The organism is Ferruginivarius sediminum, assembly GCF_003344765.1.
Lineage (GTDB): Bacteria > Pseudomonadota > Alphaproteobacteria > Kiloniellales > Rhodovibrionaceae > Ferruginivarius > Ferruginivarius sediminum.
The window spans coordinates 54,423-73,175 of the sequence record NZ_QPMH01000011.1; the positions used below are offsets into that span (position 1 = coordinate 54,423).

18 protein-coding genes and 1 tRNA gene are annotated in these 18,753 nt (G+C 64.8%); 11 read left to right on the forward strand and 8 right to left on the reverse strand.

What is annotated here, in order from left to right:
• Positions 1–151: 151 nt before the first annotated feature.
• Both DRB17_RS20220 and DRB17_RS12510 read right to left on the reverse strand, forming a co-directional pair.
• The gene (locus tag DRB17_RS20220) at positions 152–322 is read right to left on the reverse strand and encodes a hypothetical protein (RefSeq protein WP_153242372.1); all 171 of its coding nucleotides are present in this window, start codon (positions 320–322) and stop codon (positions 152–154) included.
• A 12-nt stretch (positions 323–334) separates the two neighbouring features.
• Positions 335–580 carry a helix-turn-helix domain-containing protein gene (locus DRB17_RS12510; protein WP_161958804.1) on the reverse strand — a complete coding sequence of 82 codons (246 nt, stop codon included), beginning with the start codon at positions 578–580 and terminating at the stop codon, positions 335–337.
• Positions 581–811: 231 nt separating this feature from the next.
• Here DRB17_RS12510 and DRB17_RS12515 point away from each other — a divergent pair, with 231 nt between their 5' ends.
• On the forward strand, positions 812–1,567 hold the full coding sequence (locus DRB17_RS12515; RefSeq protein ID WP_147274896.1) for an XRE family transcriptional regulator: 756 nt from the start codon (positions 812–814) through the stop codon (positions 1,565–1,567).
• A 157-nt stretch (positions 1,568–1,724) separates the two neighbouring features.
• Here the strand turns inward: DRB17_RS12515 and DRB17_RS19960 are convergent, their stop codons facing one another.
• Together DRB17_RS19960 and DRB17_RS20970 are read right to left on the reverse strand one after the other, a co-directional pair.
• Complete coding sequence (locus DRB17_RS19960; protein WP_147274897.1) at positions 1,725–2,036, reverse strand: hypothetical protein; 312 nt, start codon at positions 2,034–2,036, stop codon at positions 1,725–1,727.
• Complete coding sequence (locus DRB17_RS20970) at positions 2,020–2,439, reverse strand: Panacea domain-containing protein (RefSeq protein WP_421778790.1); 420 nt, start codon at positions 2,437–2,439, stop codon at positions 2,020–2,022. Before DRB17_RS20970 ends, DRB17_RS19960 begins: the two co-directional genes overlap by 17 nt.
• On the opposite strand from DRB17_RS20970, the gene DRB17_RS20700 reads away from it, so the two are divergent.
• Both DRB17_RS20700 and DRB17_RS12525 read left to right on the forward strand, forming a co-directional pair.
• Positions 2,395–2,538, forward strand: coding sequence for a hypothetical protein (locus tag DRB17_RS20700; protein WP_241503826.1), 144 nt, complete (start codon positions 2,395–2,397; stop codon positions 2,536–2,538). The two genes, DRB17_RS20970 and DRB17_RS20700, sit on opposite strands and share 45 nt — an antisense overlap.
• A gap of 306 nt (positions 2,539–2,844) precedes the next feature.
• A tRNA-Pro gene (locus tag DRB17_RS12525) sits at positions 2,845–2,951 on the forward strand.
• A 507-nt stretch (positions 2,952–3,458) separates the two neighbouring features.
• Here the strand turns inward: DRB17_RS12525 and gltB are convergent.
• From gltB to DRB17_RS12540, 3 genes are read right to left on the reverse strand one after another with little or no spacing between them, the layout of a single operon-like run.
• A complete protein-coding gene (gene gltB, locus DRB17_RS12530; protein WP_114582554.1) occupies positions 3,459–8,015 on the reverse strand; it encodes a glutamate synthase large subunit in 4,557 nt (1,518 codons plus the stop codon).
• 19 nt (positions 8,016–8,034) lie between these two features.
• The gene (locus DRB17_RS12535) at positions 8,035–8,436 is read right to left on the reverse strand and encodes a hypothetical protein (protein ID WP_114582555.1); all 402 of its coding nucleotides are present in this window, start codon (positions 8,434–8,436) and stop codon (positions 8,035–8,037) included.
• A gap of 23 nt (positions 8,437–8,459) precedes the next feature.
• Complete coding sequence (locus tag DRB17_RS12540) at positions 8,460–9,926, reverse strand: NAD(P)-dependent oxidoreductase (RefSeq protein ID WP_114582556.1); 1,467 nt, start codon at positions 9,924–9,926, stop codon at positions 8,460–8,462.
• 363 nt (positions 9,927–10,289) lie between these two features.
• Here DRB17_RS12540 and DRB17_RS12545 point away from each other — a divergent pair, with 363 nt between their 5' ends.
• The gene (locus DRB17_RS12545; protein WP_114582557.1) at positions 10,290–11,114 is read left to right on the forward strand and encodes an undecaprenyl-diphosphate phosphatase; all 825 of its coding nucleotides are present in this window, start codon (positions 10,290–10,292) and stop codon (positions 11,112–11,114) included.
• A 15-nt stretch (positions 11,115–11,129) separates the two neighbouring features.
• Here DRB17_RS12545 and DRB17_RS12550 read toward each other — a convergent pair whose 3' ends face one another.
• A complete protein-coding gene (locus tag DRB17_RS12550) occupies positions 11,130–12,089 on the reverse strand; it encodes a complex I NDUFA9 subunit family protein (RefSeq protein WP_206607874.1) in 960 nt (319 codons plus the stop codon).
• Positions 12,090–12,287: 198 nt separating this feature from the next.
• Between DRB17_RS12550 and DRB17_RS12555 the strand changes: the two genes are divergently transcribed.
• The 7 genes from DRB17_RS12555 to hpf all read left to right on the forward strand — a co-directional run bounded on the left by DRB17_RS12555 (position 12,288) and on the right by hpf (position 18,740).
• Positions 12,288–12,899 carry a ribonuclease D gene (locus DRB17_RS12555; RefSeq protein ID WP_114582602.1) on the forward strand — a complete coding sequence of 204 codons (612 nt, stop codon included), beginning with the start codon at positions 12,288–12,290 and terminating at the stop codon, positions 12,897–12,899.
• Between the two features lie 93 nt (positions 12,900–12,992).
• Positions 12,993–13,967, forward strand: a complete 975-nt coding sequence (locus DRB17_RS12560) for a KpsF/GutQ family sugar-phosphate isomerase (RefSeq protein WP_114582559.1) — start codon at positions 12,993–12,995, stop codon at positions 13,965–13,967.
• Positions 13,968–14,004: 37 nt separating this feature from the next.
• Positions 14,005–14,715, forward strand: a complete 711-nt coding sequence (gene lptC, locus DRB17_RS12565) for an LPS export ABC transporter periplasmic protein LptC (protein ID WP_114582560.1) — start codon at positions 14,005–14,007, stop codon at positions 14,713–14,715.
• Complete coding sequence (locus tag DRB17_RS12570) at positions 14,712–15,626, forward strand: LptA/OstA family protein (protein ID WP_241503827.1); 915 nt, start codon at positions 14,712–14,714, stop codon at positions 15,624–15,626. Before lptC ends, DRB17_RS12570 begins: the two co-directional genes overlap by 4 nt.
• Positions 15,627–15,637: 11 nt before the next feature.
• Positions 15,638–16,489 (forward strand): LPS export ABC transporter ATP-binding protein, encoded by an 852-nt coding sequence (lptB, locus tag DRB17_RS12575; RefSeq protein WP_114582561.1) that lies wholly within the window; start codon positions 15,638–15,640, stop codon positions 16,487–16,489.
• A gap of 32 nt (positions 16,490–16,521) precedes the next feature.
• On the forward strand, positions 16,522–17,964 hold the full coding sequence (gene rpoN, locus DRB17_RS12580) for an RNA polymerase factor sigma-54 (RefSeq protein WP_114582562.1): 1,443 nt from the start codon (positions 16,522–16,524) through the stop codon (positions 17,962–17,964).
• A 185-nt stretch (positions 17,965–18,149) separates the two neighbouring features.
• Positions 18,150–18,740: a ribosome hibernation-promoting factor, HPF/YfiA family gene (gene hpf / locus DRB17_RS12585; RefSeq protein ID WP_114582604.1), complete on the forward strand. Its 591-nt coding sequence runs from the start codon at positions 18,150–18,152 to the stop codon at positions 18,738–18,740.
• The last annotated feature ends 13 nt before the right edge of the window (positions 18,741–18,753 follow it).

An 18,753-nucleotide genomic window follows, 5' to 3' on the forward strand; every position in this document is an offset into this window, starting at 1 on the left:
GCACCCATTCCCCGAATCCGGCCCGCCGCTTTCGCGGGTGTCGTTACCTCGGGCATATTATCTGGAACTATTCTAAAAAACGAAAGCCCCCGTGCCCGCATACAATTGTCCGGCAGCCATGCGCCGAACGCAAACGGGTTGGGGGTTGGATTCACACCCGGTTGTCGGTGCCGCCGGCATCCCTTGCGGCGCGCCACGCCGCCAAGCGCTCGTCCATGTCCTCCGTGGGGAGCAAGGACTGCCTGGCGCGCTGGTTCAAATCCCTGCGAATCGCATCCAGGCGGGCAAGCTCCTCGGCCCTGCTATGACGGGTGCTGTCCACGACTCACGCTTCCTACGCCGCCTCCCCTTCCCCGAAGACGGCTTCGAGCAGGACCGTAAAAGGCACGTCGAACAATTCCGCCATTTCGCCAAGGGTGATGAGCGGCGGTTCGCTGACCCCTCGCTCGAACGCGTCGATCTCTTCGGCGGTGACGTCGAGTTCGGCGGCAAGCACGGCCTGATCCAGGCCCACCGCAAGCCGCAGACCGCGCAGCACGCGGCCAAGACAGGCCGAAGTCGTTTCCCGCGTCTCGCCCAAAGCCGTCTCTCCCATGCGCATGGCAGGATCTGGACACACCCCTGGCGCAAACTCGTGACCGACGCACCTCACGCGGGTATACTCCCGCGTTCAGCCGTGGCAGGGGGCCATGGCCGGCGCGCGTGACGTGTCTACTCTCGTCCAGGTTCGCCCGGAGAGTGCCGGATATATTCCGGACCGTCAAGAGCGTGTCGCAACCCTATCCAGATTTTTTTCGGTATGCGGCGTCACATGGCAGAAGAAGACGAGAAACAGGACAACGAGGCAAACGAGGATCGCGCATCTGCTAGCGCAACGCCGGAGGAAACCACCGACACCGGCTTCGCTACGCTTGGCAACCGTGTCCGCGCGGTCCTCAACCATTACCGCACGCGCGCCGAAGCGGCACGCATTGCGGGGCGCTCGACCGATCAGTTGCAGCTCTACGTCAGAGGCCGCACCGAACCGGGCCTCGAAGTCATGGCCCGCCTTTGCCGTGGCCCCGGCATCAGCCTCGACTGGCTGGCCACCGGCAAAGGAAGCATGAAAATATCCGAGAGATCTGCATCGAACCCGAGTAATCGAGAATATAATAGCGATATCCATCTGCCAAGAGGCTACATGCTCCGCCCGGACACGCAGGAGCCGGTCTATTCGGACCTCATTGTGGATTCGCTCACCTTCCGCGCCGATTATCTGCGAAGCCTGCTGGGGCGCGAGCCGACAGACATATTCCTCCTGCGCATCGATGGCGATGCGATGGAGCCGACGCTCCGAGCGGGCGACCTCTGTCTCGTGGACGCTCAGAAAACACGCGTCAGCGCGAGCGGTCTCTACGCACTCCTAATAGATGGGGCGCCCCAGGTTCGACGGGTCGATTTGGACAGGAACGGAGTAAATATTATCGCCGACAACACTCATTATCCGCCAAAGCATGTTCCGGAAAATCGGCGTTCACACACCGACGTCCTCGGTCGGATAGTATGCATAGAAAATAAAATGCAATAAAAACTTCCATTGCATTCTTAAATATTTTATAAAGAACGCCGCAACATAGTAACGATGAAATTAATCAACACGCATTCTACATCATAACCCGAAGTCACTAATTCATATTCATGTGAACGGAATATCACAACTAAGTAACTATCTTCGAATAGACGTGCTAGTTATTTAGCGCCTTTCCTCCCACAAATACACCAATTAGAAGTATTGCCGCTCGTTCCAAAAACGTTAACGCCTCATCAATTCTACCATCGCTTGGATATATGAAAAGAACTGAAGCGTACATCAATATAACAAATACTACCAAGAGCAAAACAAGTGGAAGAAGTGTGCTTTTTCCAGTTCCAAAAATTTTACCAACCAACCCGGGTTCATCAGCTAATTCTTGAGGACCACGCTTGGTCGCGCTGTCTGGTGCATCTGAACTTGGTTCAAGCGGTGGTATCTCGAAATTTTTACGAGGCCGACTCAAGCTTTCTCCGGAACGTACGCTCTATCAATTCGTTAGGAATCCTCGGTTTTCGTTCGAGGCTACCATAAGCTCTCTGTATCTGCGACCACGGCTCTCCTTCGCCATGTGTCGCGTTCGATAACTGAATCCCAGTATAACCCTTATAGCGACTCCATACAGCATTTAAAAGCTGTTGGGTACGCCCCGGAGCGTTCCCAGTACTTGGTTTCGTGCCATCGAAATCGGACGCTAGCCTACTGATGGGCAAACGTCCGTTGTCAGCGAACTCGACATAGACGTCTCTTATTACAGGTCCGTGGGGCCATGCCTCTATATCGTCAGGAAACAATGGTCCTAGTTCATACGCAAGATGCCACGCATGAGCGTAAAATATAAGCTTTTGAAGCTTCAACTGGTCAACCACAATGCCATCATCTCGCGCTTTTTCGATAAAAAAGTTGGCGATCGCTTTGGCTGTGGGAACCACACCTTCTCTGCTGCTAACATTCGTCATTTGGCTTGACCTTGAGACAAATCTCAAGAGCTTCCCTAAACACAATTGGACGTAGGCTTGCTGACATTCCAGCCACTAGCCTAACCTCCGAGTCGCCACCATCGCGCGAACCAGCACCCCATCATTATCGCATTAGTCCTGCATGTTGGGGTTATTGCCGCCGCTCCTACTACCCATGCTTGGCACCACCCCCACTCGTCCGTACAATGAAGGCCCCACCCGATATCATTTCCGTATATGTCGGGTCGATGGCTAGGGCAGGGGCTGGCCCGTCTTGCTACACCCTAAAGGGCCAGCCCCACACCTTATGCCGGTGCGCCGGTGGTGGAATTGGTAGACACAGCGGACTTGGGTTCCGCCGCCCCGTCTCCTGCCAGAGACTCCACGGGGCATTGCGGGTTCGAATCCCGCCCGGCGCACCATGCCTCCATCCCTAAAGCCGCTAACGAATCACTAATTCCCGGTTAACGTCCCGAACCCCATAGACCTCGGCTACGCTTCCCATCATTTTCGCCTCCCTATCTATGTCGAAGCGGTGGGCGTCGAGAACAAGGCCGCTCCGAGTCGTCAAGCTTATTATTCGTTCTTCCGCGCAGTATGCAGAATCTTCGTCGATTCGAACAAGCATTTTCGTCCCATGGCATCCGATCACGTTTCATGACATATCATAGCGTACCACTGAGACATCTCGACCAAACCAGTTGTTCTGCCCACTCAGGCCGCACCTCACTGGGTTTACAATCTCCATAGTCGCCCTTGGGCCTCTTTGATGAAGAAAAGAACGAAACAAAGCACCCGGTATCCAAGCCCACGGACATCTACAAATACCGGAACGAGATACAAAACGCCGTAAAGCGGTATGTCTGAGACCAACAGCCGACGGAGACAAAGCTCCGCCGGTGTCGCCAACTCTTGCTTTTAAGCCAGCCCTACTCCGCCGGCTCCGCCCGTGCCTCGCGGCCTTCGACGGTAATCGGCTGCTCCAGGTGGGGGATGATCTCCTTCGGGACCACCTGCCAGAAGTGCTCGCGCTCGCTGGCCCAGTCGATCAGCAGGCGCTCGGCGAAGCGGGACTGGGTTTCGGTGACGTGCTCGGCGATGAGGTCGCGCAGCACGCCTTCCCAGTAGTCCGTCTCGATGCGTTGCCAGATCACCTGGTCGCGGTTGATGCGCTCCGGCACCCAGTTGTCGGGGTCGTAGACGAAGGCCATGCCGCCGGTCATGCCGGCCGCGAAGTTGTGGCCGACGTTGCCGAGGATCACCGCCGTGCCGCCGGTCATGTACTCGCAGCCGTTGGCGCCGCAGCCCTCGACCACCGCCACCGCGTCGGAGTTGCGTACGCAGAAGCGCTCGCCCGCCTGGCCGGCCGCGAACAGCCGGCCGCCGGTGGCGCCGTAGAGCACGGTGTTGCCGATGATCGAGTTGTCCTGGCTTTCCAGCGGGCTGGCGGTCATCGGGCGGACCACGATGGTGCCGCCGGACAGGCCCTTGCCGACATAGTCGTTGGCGTCGCCGAACACCTCCAGCTTCAGGCCCCGCACCGCGAAGGCGCCCAGCGACTGCCCGGCCGAGCCGCGCAGGCGCACCGTGATGTGCCCCGGCTTCAGGCCGGCCATGCCGAAGCGGCGGACGATCTTCGACGACAGCTTGGTGCCGATGGCGCGCTGCGTGTTCCGGATCGTGTACTGAAGCTGCATCTTCTCGCCGTCGCGGAACAGCGGTTCGGCATCCTCGATCATCTGGGCGTCAAGGGTTTCGTTCACCTCGTTGCGGCCCTCGACCGTGCAATGGGTCGGGTAGTCGCCCGGATCGGCGCGCACCAGCAGGGAATTGAGGTCCAGGTCGTCCAGGTGCGGCGCCCCGCGGTTCACCTGATGCAGCAGCTCTGTGTGCCCGATCACCTCGTTCAGCGTGCGCGCGCCCAGCGAGGCCAGGATCTCGCGCACCTCCTCGGCCATGAAGGAGAACAGGTTCACGACCTTCTGCGGCGTGCCGGTGAACTTGCCGCGCAGCATCTCGTCCTGCGTGCACACGCCCACCGGACAGGTGTTGGAATGGCACTGCCGCACCATGATGCAACCCATCGCCACCAGCGAGGCGGTGCCGACGCCGAACTCCTCGGCGCCCAGGATCGCGGCGGTGACGATGTCGCGGCCGGTGCGCAGGCCGCCGTCGGTGCGCAGGGTGACACGGTGGCGCAGGCGGTTCAGGGTCAGCACCTGATGCACCTCGCTAAGCCCCATCTCCCAGGGCACGCCGGCGTACTTGATGGAGGTCTGCGGGCTGGCGCCGGTGCCGCCGGAGTGGCCGGAGACCAGGATCACGTCCGCCTTCGCCTTGGCCACGCCCGCCGCGATGGTGCCGATGCCCGAGCGCGCCACCAGCTTCACGCAGACCCGCGCTTCGGGATTGATCTGCTTCAGGTCGTAGATGAGCTGCGCCAGGTCCTCGATGGAGTAGATGTCGTGGTGCGGCGGCGGCGAGATCAGCATGACGCCCGGCGTCGCGTGGCGCAGCTTGGCGATCATCTCCGTCACCTTGAAGCCCGGAAGCTGGCCGCCCTCGCCCGGCTTGGCGCCCTGGGCCACCTTGATCTCGATCTCGCGGCAGTTGTTCAGGTACTCCGCCGTCACGCCGAAGCGGCCCGAGGCCACCTGCTTGATGGCGCTGTTCGGGTTGTCGCCTTTCTCGTCCGGGCGGAAGTGCTTCGGATCCTCGCCGCCCTCGCCAGAGTCCGACTTGGCGCCGATGGCATTCATGGCGACGTTCAAGGTCCGGTGCGCCTCGGGGCCCAGCGCGCCAAGCGACATGCCGGGCGTGACGAAGCGCTTGCGCAGCGCGGTGATGGACTCGACCTCCTCCACCGAAACCGGCGTCACGTCCTTGGAATTGAAGTCCAGAAGGTCGCGCAGCATCGTCGGCGGCAGGGAATTCAGCCCCTCCGAGAACTTCTTGTAGGTGGAGTAGCTGTCCGAGGCGACGGCCGCCTGCAACGTGTGGATCAGGTTGCCTTCCCAGCTATGCCGCTCGCCGCGCCGACGGTACTTGTAGAAGCCGCCGATGGGCAGCGCCACGAAGTCCTCGTCCCAGGCGCGGGCGTGCAGGTCCAGCACCTTCTGCTGGATGCCGGTCATGCCGATGCCCGAGATGCGGCTGGGCATGCCGGGGAAGAACTCGTCCACCAGCGTGCGTGACAGGCCCACGGCCTCGAAGTTGTAGCCGCCGCGATAGGACGACAGCACCGAGATGCCCATCTTCGACATGATCTTCAGCAGGCCTTCGTCCACCGCCGTCTTGAAGCGGCGCAGGCACTGCTCCAGCGTCATGTCCCCGAACAGGCCGCGCGCGTGGCGGTCGGCGATGGATTCCTGCGCCAGATAGGCGTTCACGGTGGTGGCGCCGACGCCGATCAGCACCGCGAAGTAGTGCACGTCCAGGCACTCGCCGGAGCGGACGTTGATGCTGGTGAAGGTGCGCAGCTTCTGCTGCGTCAGGTGCGTATGCACGGCGCCGGCGGCCAGGATCATCGGCACCGCCGCCTTCTCCGCGCCGACACCCTTGTCGGAGAGGATGACGTGCTCGCAGCCGCCGCGCACGGCCTCTTCCGCCTGCTGCTGGATACGGGCGATGGCGCCGCGCAGGCCGCCCTCGTTGCCGTCCGGGTCGAAGGTGCAGTCGATCTCCGCCGCGCTGGCGCCCATGTAGGCGCGCATCGCCGTGAACTCGGCGTTCGTCAGAACCGGGGATTCAAGCTGCAGGACGCGGCACTGGCTCTCGTCCTCGTCCAGGATGTTGCCCAGGTTGCCCAGCCGCGTCTTCAGGGTCATCACCGCCTTCTCGCGCAGCGAGTCGATCGGCGGGTTGGTGACCTGGCTGAAGTTCTGCCGAAAGAAGTTGTGCAGTCCCCGGTACTTGTCGGACAGCACTGCCAGTGGCGCGTCGTCGCCCATGGAGCCGACGGCCTCCTTCGCGTCCTCGACCATCGGGTGAAGGATCATCTCCAGATCCTCCATGGTCAGGCCGAAGCCGTACTGCCGGCGGCGCAGCCCCTCCTTGTCGTACTCGACACGCTCGCCGTGCTCGGGGCGGATCAGGTCGTCGATGTGGGTGATGCTGCCGATCCAGTCGCCATAGGGCTTGCGCTCGGCCAGCATCGCCTTGATCTCGCGGTCGTGGTAGAGCTGCCCTTCCTCAAGGTCGACGGCGATCATCTGGCCGGGGCCGATCTTGCCCTTCTCGACGATGCGCTTCTCCTCCAGGCGCACCATGCCGGTCTCCGAACCGGCGAACAGCAGGCCGTCGTCGGTCAGCGTGTAGCGCAGCGGGCGCAGGCCGTTGCGGTCCATGCCGCCCATCACCCAGCGGCCGCCGAAGGCGCAGATCGCCGCCGGGCCGTCCCAGGGCTCCATCACCGCGTTGCAGTAGAGATAGAGGTCCTTCAGGTTCTGCGGCATCGACCGCTCGGGCGACCAGGCCTCGGGGATCATCATGGTCTTCGCCATCGGCAGCGGCCGGCCGGCGCGCACCATCAGCTCGAACACCGCATCCAGCGCCGCCGAATCGGACGAGCCGGGCTGCACGATGGGCTTCACGTCCTCGATGCGCGGCCCGAACAGCTCGTGGTCCAGGCGGCACTCGTGCGCCTGCATCCAGTTCACGTTGCCGCGCAGCGTGTTGATCTCGCCGTTGTGGGCCAGCACGCGGAACGGCTGCGCCAGCGACCACGTCGGGAAGGTGTTGGTCGAATAGCGCTGGTGGAAGATGGCGAAGGAGGAGACGAAGCGCGGATCCTCCAGGTCGGGATAGAAGGCCGTCAACTGCTCGGCCAGGAACATGCCCTTGTAGATGATGGACCGGCAGGACAGCGAGCAGCAGTAGAAGCCCTGGATCGACTCCGCCTCCACCGCCTTCTCGATACGCCGGCGGATGACGTAGAGGTCCACCTCGAACGCCGCCGGCGAGCGGTCCAGCGAGTTGGCGATCATGATCTGCTCGATCTCGGGGCGGGCGGCGTTGGCCTTCTCGCCGATCACCTCGGTGTCCACCGGCACCTGGCGCCAACCATAGATGGTGTAGCCGTGCTTGATGATCTCGCGCTCGACGATGACGCGGCAGCGCTCCTGCGCGTTCAGGTCGGTGCGCGGCAGGAACATCTGGCCGACCGCGATGCGCGCCGGGCCTGGCTTGTGCCCGGTGGCGGCGATGTGCTCGTGGAAGAAGTCCTGCGGGATCTCGACGTGGATGCCGGCACCGTCCCCGGTCTTGCCGTCGGCGTCCACCGCGCCGCGGTGCCAGACCGCCTTCAGCGCGTCGATGCCGGCCTGCACGACCTCGCGCCGGGCAACGCCGTCCACCGCCGCCACGAAGCCGACGCCGCAGGCATCGTGCTCCTGCGACCAGTCATAGACGCCGGCCGCGCCCAGGCGGCGGGCGTTGTCCCGCCACGCCTCGATAAAGCGGTTGCCGTCCTCGATCCCGTCGGTCATCGCAGGTTCCTCACGTCTGTCAGCCAAGCCAGCCCCGTGCGCCGGCCAGCGCGTAAAGCATGAAAAGCGAGAAAATCGCCGGCACGATCGAGCCGAAGGCGATCGCGCCCCACTTCGTTTCCGTCTCCATCCGCGAGCCGTACGCCAGCCACGCGCCCAGCCCGGACAGTAGGACATTCGCCGCGGCCAGCGCCACGATCCGCGCAACGCCAGCGCCCGGCATGCCCGCCAGGCTGCCGCCCTCGCCCGACATCATCGCACCCAGCAGCATGAGCGAGACGAAGACGACGGCGCCGAAGACGGCATAGTGCGCCTTGCCGCGCCACGTCGAAGCCGCCCAGGCGAGCCGCCCGCCGTCCATGCGGTGCTGGAAGACGCTCGGCTGGCGGTCGCTGTTCCGGTGTTGACGAATATTCATCATTGCACACGCTTTCCGCCGTGCGCCTACTCCGCCGCGACGGCGTGGGCCGGGGCCTCGCCCGCGCCGGCGCCTTGTGCCTTCGCCTTGATGTAGCCGTCGATCTGCTCGGCGGCGTCGCGGCCGTCGCGGATGGCCCAGACCACCAGCGAGGCGCCGCGGGCGATGTCCCCGGCGGCGAACACGCCGTCGAGGCTCGTCATCATCGTGCGGAAGTCCATCTTCACCGTGCCCCAGCGGGTGGTTTCAAGCGCCGGGCAGTCGAACAGCGTCGGCAGGTCCTCCGGATCGAAGCCCAGGGCCTTGATGACCATGTCCGCCTCGATCTCGTAGTCGCTGCCCTTGACGATCTGCGGCGTCTGGCGGCCGGTGGCGTCCGGCACGCCCAGGTGGACGCGCGCCGCGCGCACCGCGCTCACCGCCTCGTCGCCCAGGAAGGCCTGCGGCGCCGACAGCCAGACGAACTCGACGCCCTCTTCCTCGGCGTTCGCAACCTCGCGCTGGGAGCCAGGCATGTTCTGCCGGTTGCGGCGATAAAGGCACTTCACCGACTTCGCGCCCTGGCGCACGGCCGTGCGCACGCAGTCCATCGCGGTGTCGCCGCCGCCGATGACGGCGACGTGCTTGCCCTCGGCATTCAGCGTGCCGTCCTCGAACCGCGGCACATCGTCGCCCAGGCCCTTGCGGTTGGAGGTAACAAGATAGTCCAGTGCCGGGAACACGTTGCGCAGGCCCACGCCGGGAACCTTCACGTCGCGCGCCTTGTAGACGCCGGTGGCGATCAAGACGGCGTCGTGCTTCTCGCGCAGCTCCTCCAGCGTGGCATCGCGGCCGACCTCGAAATTCAGGTGGAAGTGCACGCCGGCGTCGTAGAGCAGCCGGGCGCGGCGCTCCACCACGTACTTTTCCAGCTTGAAGTTCGGGATGCCGTAGATCATCAGGCCGCCGATCCGGTCGTAGCGGTCGTAGACGTGCACCTGATACCCCTTGCGGCGCAGCTGCTCCGCCGCGGCGAGACCGGCGGGACCGGCGCCGATAATGCCAACCTCCGCCTCCAGCTCGCGGCGCGGCTTCGCCGGCTTCACCCAGCCCTGCTCCCAGGCGGTTTCGGTGATGTAGCTCTCGACCGCGCCGATGGTGACCGTGCCGTGGCCCGCCTGCTCGATGACGCAATTGCCCTCGCACAGACGGTCCTGCGGGCAGATGCGGCCGCAGATCTCGGGGAAATTGTTGGTGGCCTGCGAAACCTCGTAGGCTTCTTCCAGCCGCCCTTCGGCCGTCAGCATCAGCCAGTCGGGGATGTTGTTGTGCACCGGGCAGTGCACCTGGCAGAACGGCACGCCGCACTGCGAGCAGCGTCCGGCCTGCTCGCTGGCCTTGTCGGGATCGAAGCGCGCATAGATTTCGTCGAAGTCACGGCGGCGCATCTCCGCGCTGCGCTTCTCCGGCATCCGCTTGCCGACATTGACGAATTTCAGCGTCTTGCGCGCCATGGCGTCTTTATCCTCCCCGGTGCAGCGGCGGTTGCCCGGCCGCCGCTCAAAACCTGCAAGCGGGGTCGGAAAGACCGCGAACTGTCGTTGATGGCATCCCGGCAGACCCGAACCGTGCGGCCGGTAGCATCCCTTATACAGTCTTGAACTGGGGAACGCCAGCGAAAATTTCGTTAATAGGACATATCTGCTGACCTAATGGCGTTGGCAATTTGATGAAGACGGCTGCTGAATCACACAACGATATTCCCCTGCAACGGAAAAGGTCCTATTTGTGAACTATTTTCCGCTCTGGCAGGCTCGGGGCATGGCCGTGTATAAGCGCGGCGTGTCGCGCCGTGCCCTGTGCCACTGGGGGAATCCGTGCCGCTTTTCCATCTGGTCGTCCTGGCCCTGGTGCAGGGCATCACAGAGTTCCTGCCGATCTCGTCGTCCGGCCACCTGGTGCTGGCGTGGGAGGTCCTGGACGCGCAGGCCGGCGCGGTCGCTATCCAGTCCGGCCACGACCGCCTGATCATGGACATCGCCGTGCACGTGGGCACGCTTCTCGCCGTCGTGTGCTATTTCCGGCGCGACGTCTGGCAGATGATCGTGGGCACCCTCAGCCTGCTGATCGGACGGCGAAGCGAGGGCGCACGCTTGGCGGGCTATGTAATCCTCGGCACGATCCCGGTCGTCATCGCCGGCTTCGCGCTGAGGGACCGGATCACCGAGTTCCTGCGCGACGACGCCGTCATCGCGTGGACCACCATCGGCTTCGGCATGCTGCTTTATGTCGCGGACCGCAGCGGCATGACGCTGCGGCGCCTGCCGCACATGCGGGCCAGCGACGCCCTTGTGGTCGGTTTCATGCAGATTCTGGCGCTGGTACCGGGCACCAGCCGATCCGGAATCACCATGACGGCGGCGCGCTTCCTGGGCTACGAACGGCGGGACGCGGCGCGGTTCTCGCTGCTGCTGTCCATTCCGGCGATCCTGGGTGCCGGCACCCTGGCCGGCGCGGACGTTTATGAAAGCGGCAATCTGCGCCTGGGCATGGATGCGCTTGTCGCGGCCGGATTCGCCTTTATCGCCGCACTTGCCGCCATCGCGCTGATGATGCGTTGGCTACAGCGCGCAAGCTTCACGCCCTTCGTCGTCTACCGGCTGCTGCTGGGCGCGCTGCTGCTCTACCTGATCTACGTCTGATTTACGCGCGACGCTTCACGCCTTGTAGCGCGCCGCGTCCTGGAAGCGGCCGCCGGGGCGATAGCGTTCCAGGTATGCCGGGATGATCACCTCGATGGCCTGCGGCTTGATGCCAAGATCCTCGAAGGTCTTGGCCCGCTTCTTCGAGACAACGTTGTCCTTCTTCAGAAGAGTGACCTGATCCTTCGTCAGCGGCGGCGAGGGCAGCAACTGAAGGACCCTGCCCTGAATCTCCGCGACGGAGAACGGCACCGGCAGCAACAGCCGCTTGCGGCGGATCTCTTTCAGCAGCATCTCCATAAGCTGCTTGAACGTATAGGTGCGCGGCCCGCCAAGCTCGTAGGTCTGGCCCTTCGTCGCCGGGTCGTGCACCGCCTTCATCGCCGCGTCGGCGACGTCGCCGACATAGACCGGCTGGAATTTCGTCTTGCCCCCGCCGATCAGCGGCAGCGCGGGCGACAGCCGCGCCATCACCGCGAACCTGTTGAAGAAACCGTCCTCCGGGCCGATCACCAGCGACGGGCGCAGGATGGTGGCATCCGGAAAGGCCTTCAGGACCGCCTTCTCGCCCCGCCCCTTCGATTGCGCGTAGAGGGATTCGCTCTTGCTGTCCGCACCGATGGCGGAGATGTGCACCAGCCGCTTCACCCCGGCATCGGCCGCCGCCTTGGCGATGCGTTCCGGGCCGCGATGGTGCAGTTCCTCGAAGGTCTGGTGCTTGCTTGGCTCGAACAGGATGCCGGTGCAGTTGAACACTGCGTCCGCGCCCTCCACGGCCCATTTGACCGCGGCCTCGTCCTGGATCGCTACGCCCATGCGCACGATCTGGCCGACGTTGCCGAGCGGTTGCAGGAAATGCGCGGCCTCGGGGTCGCGCACGGGGACGCGGACCACCCATCCTTCCTTGGCCAGACGCATGACGATGTACCGTCCGATGAACCCGGAGCCTCCGAAGACGGTCGCAACCCGTGTCATCGCTTGCACCATTCCTTCGCATTGCCAGAGCGCATCCCGCCGGCATGGGCGGGTGCCGATTCGAACCGGCGCGGGTTATAGCACTGGAGGGCGGGGCGTTGACACCTCGTTTTGCACGGCTATGTTTGCGCCGCCGCGCGCTTTCGCGAACGCACCGGCGCGGGGCCGGTCCCGAAGCGTGCAACCGATGGCGGAACCTTGGCGATTCAGCTTTACCAGAACGACCTTCCCGCGGGCCTCGACCTCGGCGACATCGTCGCCGTCGATACCGAGACGATGGGCCTGAACCTGGCCCGCGACCGCCTGTGCCTGGTGCAGCTTTCCGCCGGCGACGGCGACGCCCACCTGGTTCAGTTCGCCGACGGCGACTACAGCGCGCCGAACCTGCGCGCCCTGCTGGCCGATCCGAAGATCACCAAGCTGTTCCACTTCGCCCGCTTCGACTTGGCGATGATCCGCCACCACATGGGCATCGACTGCCAGCCGGTGTACTGCACCAAGCTGGCCTCGAAGCTGGTGCGCACCTTTACCGACAAGCACGGCCTGCGCGACCTGTGCCGCGACCTGATCGGCGTCGAGATCTCCAAGCAGCAGCAGTCGAGCGACTGGGGCGCGGCCGAGTTGACGCGCGAACAGCTCAACTACGCCGCCTCGGACGTGCTCTACCTGCACGACCTCAAGGCCCGCCTGGACGCCATGCTGGCCCGCGAGGGGCGCAGCGAGATGGCCCGGGCCTGCTTCGATTTCCTGCCCTGGCGCGCCCGGCTGGACCTTGCGGGCTGGGACGAGGTCGACATCTTCGAGCACTGAGTTCGCCGAAGGTTCGCGGCGCGGCGCGCGTTTGCTACACTCGCGCCGAACAAAATTATATGAAAAACTGCATCTAAATATTATAAGGCACCCATGGCCACGCAGTTGAAAGAATCGCCCGACCTGCTTGCCGCGCGCCGGGTTCTCTCGATCGAGGGGGACAGCCTGAAGGCGCTGGCGGCCGCGCTTGACGGCAGCTTCGTCGCCGCGGTGGAGGCGCTGCTTGCCGCGACGGGGCGCGTCGTCGTCACAGGCATGGGCAAGAGCGGGCACGTCGCGCGCAAGATCGCGGCGACGCTGTCGTCCACCGGCACGCCGGCGCTTTACGTCCATCCGGGCGAAGCCAGCCACGGCGACCTGGGCATGATCGCCGAGGGCGACGCGGTGGTGGCCCTGTCGAACTCCGGCAACACCTCCGAGCTATCCGACGTCATCGCCTACACGCGCCGCTTCGGTATCACCCTGATCGCGATGACGGCGCGGCGCGGCAGCACCCTGGCGAAGGAGGCCGACTGCGTCCTGCTGCTGCCCGAGGCGGAAGAGGCCTGCCCCATGGGATTGGCGCCCACGACCTCGACGACGCTGATGCTGGCGTTGGGCGACGCGCTGGCGGTGGCGCTGCTGGAGCGCAAGCAGTTCTCCTCCAGCGACTTCCAGCTTCTGCACCCCGGCGGCACGCTGGGGCGGCGGCTGCTTCGCGTCGACGACATCATGCACGGCGGCGACGAGCTGCCGCTGACCACGCCCGAAACGCCGATGCGCGATGCCATCATCATCATGACGACCCGGCGCTTCGGCTGCGTCGGCGTCACCGGCGAGGACGGACGGCTGATGGGAATCGTCACCGACGGCGACCTGCGCCGGCACATGAACGCGGACCTGCTGAGCCAGAGCGTGGCCGAGGTTATGACAGCGGAGCCCAAGACAATCCGGCAGCGGGCGCTGGCAGCCGAGGCGCTCGGCTTGATGAACCGCCAGGCGATCACCAGCCTCTTCGTGGTGGCCGACAACGGCCGCCCGGCGGGAATTCTGCACATTCACGACTGTCTGCGCGCCGGGATCGCCTGAGGCATGGGCGCGGCAGTGGCACGAACGCGAGAGGTTCATGGCGAACGCCGCCGATAAGGCCCAGGCGCCGCAGCAGGCACCAGGGTCCCCGCGAGCGCCCAGAGGTGGCGAGAGCGCGCGGACCCGGCAGCCGCCCCGGCTGTCGGTACGCAACGGCTACAGCCTGTTCGTGGGCACGCTGAAGGTCGTGCTGCCGGCGCTTGCCGTGGCGATGGTCCTGCTGGTCATCGTCTGGCCGCAGTTCGCCCCGGACGAAAGCAGCTTCCGCGTGGGGATCTCCGATCTGTCGCCCGACCAGGCGGACAATCTCAGCATGCTGAACGCCCGCTTCCGCGGCCGGGACGAGCAGAACCGGCCGTTCTCGATCGTGGCCGACCAGGCAACGCAGGCCAAGAGCGGGGCCGATCTGATAAAGCTGCAACAGCCGAAGGCCGACATCACGCTGCAGGACGGAGCGTGGCTCGCGCTGACGGCGGACGACGGCCAGTACTGGCGGGAGACGCAGAAGCTTCACCTCAGCGGCAATGTCAGTCTGTTCCACGACCGGGGCTTCGAAATGCATACAAGCGCGGCGGATATCGATCTGAAGGCAAACCGGGCGCAGTCCGACCGGCCGGTACAGGGCCAGGGCCCCACCGGCAACCTGGAGGCGGAAGGCTTTCGCCTGGAGGACGGGGGGAAGCGCATCTTCTTTACCGGCAAGAGCAAACTGACCGTCTATGAAAACGGGCTGGAGGGGCAGCCTTGAATCGGGGACGATACAACCTTGGCGCCCTGCTGCTGACGGCGGCACTGCTGATGCCGGCGACCTTGCCGCCCGCCTCGGCCCAGGGACTTTCCGGCAGCGGCAGCGGCCCGCTGCAGATCGAGGCGGAGGAAGGCCTGGAATGGCGCCGCGACGAGCAGCTCTACATCGCCCGCGGCAACGCAAAGGCCACGCGCGGCCAATTGACGGTGCACGCCGACGAGCTGATCGCCCACTATCGCAAGACCGACGGCAATGCCGGGGCCGGCAACGCGACGAGCACGGACAGCGGCGCAACCTCCGGTGATACCGAGATCTTCCGCATCGATGCCGTCGGCAACGTCCGCATCGTCGGCGAGAACGAGACCGCCTACGGCGACCGGGGCACCTACGACATCGACCAGGCGGTCGTGGTGCTGACTGGCGAGGACCTGCGCTTCGAGGCGGCGGAGGAAACGATCACGGCCGAGGACAGCCTGGAATACTGGCGCGCGAAGGACATGGCGGTGGCCCGCGGCAACGCCGTCGCGCTGCAGGGCGAGCGACGCATCGCCGCCGACGTCCTGACCGCCTACTTCGGCGAGGCCGACGAAAATGACCAGCGCGGCGTGGACCGGATCGAGGCCTTCGACAACGTGCGCATTTCCACGAAGGAGGAATTCGCGCGCGGCGACAAGGGCGTCTACAATGCCAAAACGGAGATCGCCCGCCTTTACGGCGATGTGAAGCTGACGCGGGGCGACAACCAGTTGAACGGCGGCTACGCCGAGGTCAATCTGAAGACCGGCGTCAGCAAACTCATGGGGGCCCCGCCCAACGCGGCCGAGCGCAACCGTGTCAAGGCGCTGCTGAAGCCCGAGGGCAAGGGAAGCGAAATGCCCGAGGAGGTTGGATCCGGTAACGGGTCCCAGTAGGGAGTGAGTGCATGAGCGAATCGGGCGAGCGACCGAGTGCCGAGGTGACGCCGCTGCACGGCCACGCCCTGGAAGGCCTGGAGAACCTGGATAACCGCGAACAGGAAGAGGGCCGCCACAGTCCGCGCGCAATCGCCGACAAGGCCGGGCTGGCGGCCGTCAATATCGGCAAGTCGTTCAAGAAGCGGCCGGTGCTGCGCGGCGTGACCGTCTCGCTCCAGCGTGGCGAGGCTGTCGGCCTCCTGGGTCCGAACGGTGCCGGCAAGACCACCTGCTTCTACATCATCACCGGGCTGCTCTCCCCGGACTACGGCTGGATCACGCTGGACGGGCACGACGTCACCGACCTGCCGATGTACCGCCGCGCCCGGCTTGGCGTGGGCTATCTGCCGCAGGAGGCGTCGATCTTCCGTGGCCTGACGGTGGAGCAGAACATCCGCGCGGTCCTGGAGGTGGTCGAATCCGACCGCGGCCGGCGCGAGACCATGCTGGAAGACCTGATGGCGGAGTTCTCCATCACCCACCTGCGCCGCACGCCGGCGATGGCGCTGTCGGGCGGCGAGCGGCGGCGCGTGGAGATCGCCAGGGCGCTGGCCTCGCAACCGGCGTTCATCCTGCTGGACGAGCCGCTGGCCGGCATCGACCCGATCGCCGTGGGCGATATCCGCGACCTTGTCGGGCACCTCAAGGACCGCGGCATCGGCGTCCTGATCACCGACCACAACGTGCGGGAAACGCTGGAAATCGTCGACCGGGCCTACATCATCCACGAGGGCATGGTCCTGATGGAGGGCGCGCCGGCGGAGATCGTCGCCCACGAGGACGTGCGACGGGTTTACCTGGGCGAAAGCTTTAGCCTGTAGGCCTCTATTCCAATGGCAAACGGTTCCTCGATATGGCGGTGTCGCAACGGCTAGAGCTTCGCCATAGCCAGTCGCTGGTCATGACCCCGCAGCTGCAGCAGGCCATCAAACTGCTGCAGCTCTCCAACCTCGACCTTCGCGCCTATGTCGAACAGGAGTTGGAGCAGAACCCGCTACTGGAACGTTCGGAGCAGCCGGAGGCGGCCGCGGAGGCACAGGGGGACGAGCCACGTCCGCGCGGCGACGAGGACGACTTCGACGACCGCGGCGGCGAGGCGGATTGGGACACTGCTCCCGACACCCTGGCCGACTGGTCGGCGCCCCCAGGCGGTGGGGCGGGCGGCGGCAGCGGCGAGGAGGACATTTCGGGCCTGGACCAGCGCCTTCCCGGCGAGGTCAGCCTGCGCGAGCACCTACTGGAACAGGCCCGCACAGCCTTCGGGACGCCGGTCGAACTCGCGGTCGCCGAAGCCCTGATCGACAGCCTGGACGAATCCGGCTATCTCGCCGGCACGGTGGAGGAACTGGCCGAGCTGCTGGGCGTCGAAATCGCCGTCGTCGAGGGCCTACGCCAACGCATGCTGGGCTTCGACCCCGCCGGCGTCTTTGCCTGCTCCCTGGCCGAGTGCCTGGCCACGCAGTTGCGCGAGCGGAACCGGTTCGACCCGGCGATGCAGGCCCTCATCGACAACCTGGACCTGCTGGCCTCGCGGGATTACGCCAAGCTGCGCCGTCTCTGCGATGTCGATTCGGAAGATTTCGCCGAGATGCTGCAGGAGTTGAAAGCCCTCGACCCGAAGCCCGCACTTGGCTTCGGCGCCGGCCCCGTCCAACCGGTGATCCCCGACATCCTGATGCGGCCTGCGCGCGGCGGCGGCTTCGCGGTCGAGTTGAACCCGGATACCCTGCCCCGCGTCCTGGTGAACCAGCGGTATTACGCCGAGATCTCGGCCCATGCGCGGGACAGGACCGAGAAGCAGTACCTGAACGAGCAGCTGCAATCGGCGAACTGGTTGACGCGCGCCCTCGACCAGCGGGCGACGACCATCCTGAAGGTCGCCGGGGAACTGGTGCGCCGGCAGCACAGCTTCTTCACCAAGGGCATCGAGCATCTCAAGCCCCTGACGCTGCGCGACATCGCCGAGGTAATCGAGATGCACGAATCAACCGTCAGCCGCGTCACCGCCAACAAGTACATCGCCACGCCGCGCGGCACGTACGAACTGAAATACTTTTTCACCGCCTCCCTCGGCGGGGTGTCCGGCGAAGGCCATTCGGCCGAGGCTGTGCGCCATCGCATCAAGGCGCTGATCGACGCCGAAACGCCCAAGGCTGTGCTCTCCGACGACCGGATCGTGGAAATCCTGCGCGCCGAGGGCATCGATATCGCCCGGCGTACCGTCGCGAAGTACAGGGAGGCGATGCGAATCCCCTCCTCGCCCCGGCGCAGGCGGGAAAAAGCCGTGCAATTCTAGACACTTATAATGCAAGTGGATTGTTTACTTGCACCGCGTGCCACGCGCGTTACCTTGGACTCATGGGCAAGAGGGGAGGCAGAGTTGACTCCCACGGCATGGCTCCATATGTTCCGCGGCCTTGGGGCCGGGAAACGCACACGGGGGCGATGGAGACCCGGCCTAAGATCCAGGACAAGCAAATTATGCAGCTGTCGGTGAACGGCAGGCAGATCGATGTCGGCGACGCTTTCCGCGGCCACATCGAGGAAAGCCTGAACGATATTTTCGGGAAGTACTTCGGCGACGCCATCGAGGCGACCGTCACGATGTCGCGCGAGGGCCCGATGTATCATGCGCTCGTGAACGCCCACGTCGGCCGCGGGATCCAGCTCGTGGTCGAGAACCGGGCCGACAAGCCGTATACCGCCTTTGACGGGGCGGCGGACCGGCTGTCGAAACGGCTTCGCCGCCACAAGCGCCGTTTGCGCGACCACCACAGAGAATCCAACGCGGAAACGATCCAGACGATGGCGGCGCGCCAGTACGTTCTGGCCAGCGAAAGCGGGGAGGCCGAAGAAGGCGAATCCGCCGACGGCCAGCCCGCCGTGATCGCAGAGATGTCGCATGAAATTCCGAGCCTGACCGTCGGAGAGGCGGTCATGCGGCTCGACCTGGCGGACCTTCCGGCGATGATGTTTCGCAATTCGGCCCACGGCGGGATGAATATGATCTACCGCCGGGGCGATGGGAACATCGGGTGGATCGATCCCCAGGGCAACAGCTCCGCCAAATAACCGGCCTTCAGCG

What these genes read in the sequence shown, in the direction of transcription:
- hpf (WP_114582604.1), top strand. Translation starts at nt 18,150, where the DNA reads ATGCAGCTGTCGGTGAACGGCAGGCAGATCGATGTCGGCGACGCTTTC.
- DRB17_RS20700 (WP_241503826.1), top strand. Translation starts at nt 2,395, where the DNA reads ATGAGCGTAAAATATAAGCTTTTGAAGCTTCAACTGGTCAACCACAAT.
- DRB17_RS12515 (WP_147274896.1), top strand. Translation starts at nt 812, where the DNA reads ATGGCAGAAGAAGACGAGAAACAGGACAACGAGGCAAACGAGGATCGC.
- gltB (WP_114582554.1), bottom strand. Translation starts at nt 8,015, where the DNA reads ATGACCGACGGGATCGAGGACGGCAACCGCTTTATCGAGGCGTGGCGG.
- lptB (WP_114582561.1), top strand. Translation starts at nt 15,638, where the DNA reads ATGAGCGAATCGGGCGAGCGACCGAGTGCCGAGGTGACGCCGCTGCAC.
- DRB17_RS12560 (WP_114582559.1), top strand. Translation starts at nt 12,993, where the DNA reads ATGGCCACGCAGTTGAAAGAATCGCCCGACCTGCTTGCCGCGCGCCGG.
- DRB17_RS12550 (WP_206607874.1), bottom strand. Translation starts at nt 12,089, where the DNA reads ATGACACGGGTTGCGACCGTCTTCGGAGGCTCCGGGTTCATCGGACGG.
- DRB17_RS12535 (WP_114582555.1), bottom strand. Translation starts at nt 8,436, where the DNA reads ATGATGAATATTCGTCAACACCGGAACAGCGACCGCCAGCCGAGCGTC.
- DRB17_RS12540 (WP_114582556.1), bottom strand. Translation starts at nt 9,926, where the DNA reads ATGGCGCGCAAGACGCTGAAATTCGTCAATGTCGGCAAGCGGATGCCG.
- lptC (WP_114582560.1), top strand. Translation starts at nt 14,005, where the DNA reads ATGGCGAACGCCGCCGATAAGGCCCAGGCGCCGCAGCAGGCACCAGGG.
- rpoN (WP_114582562.1), top strand. Translation starts at nt 16,522, where the DNA reads ATGGCGGTGTCGCAACGGCTAGAGCTTCGCCATAGCCAGTCGCTGGTC.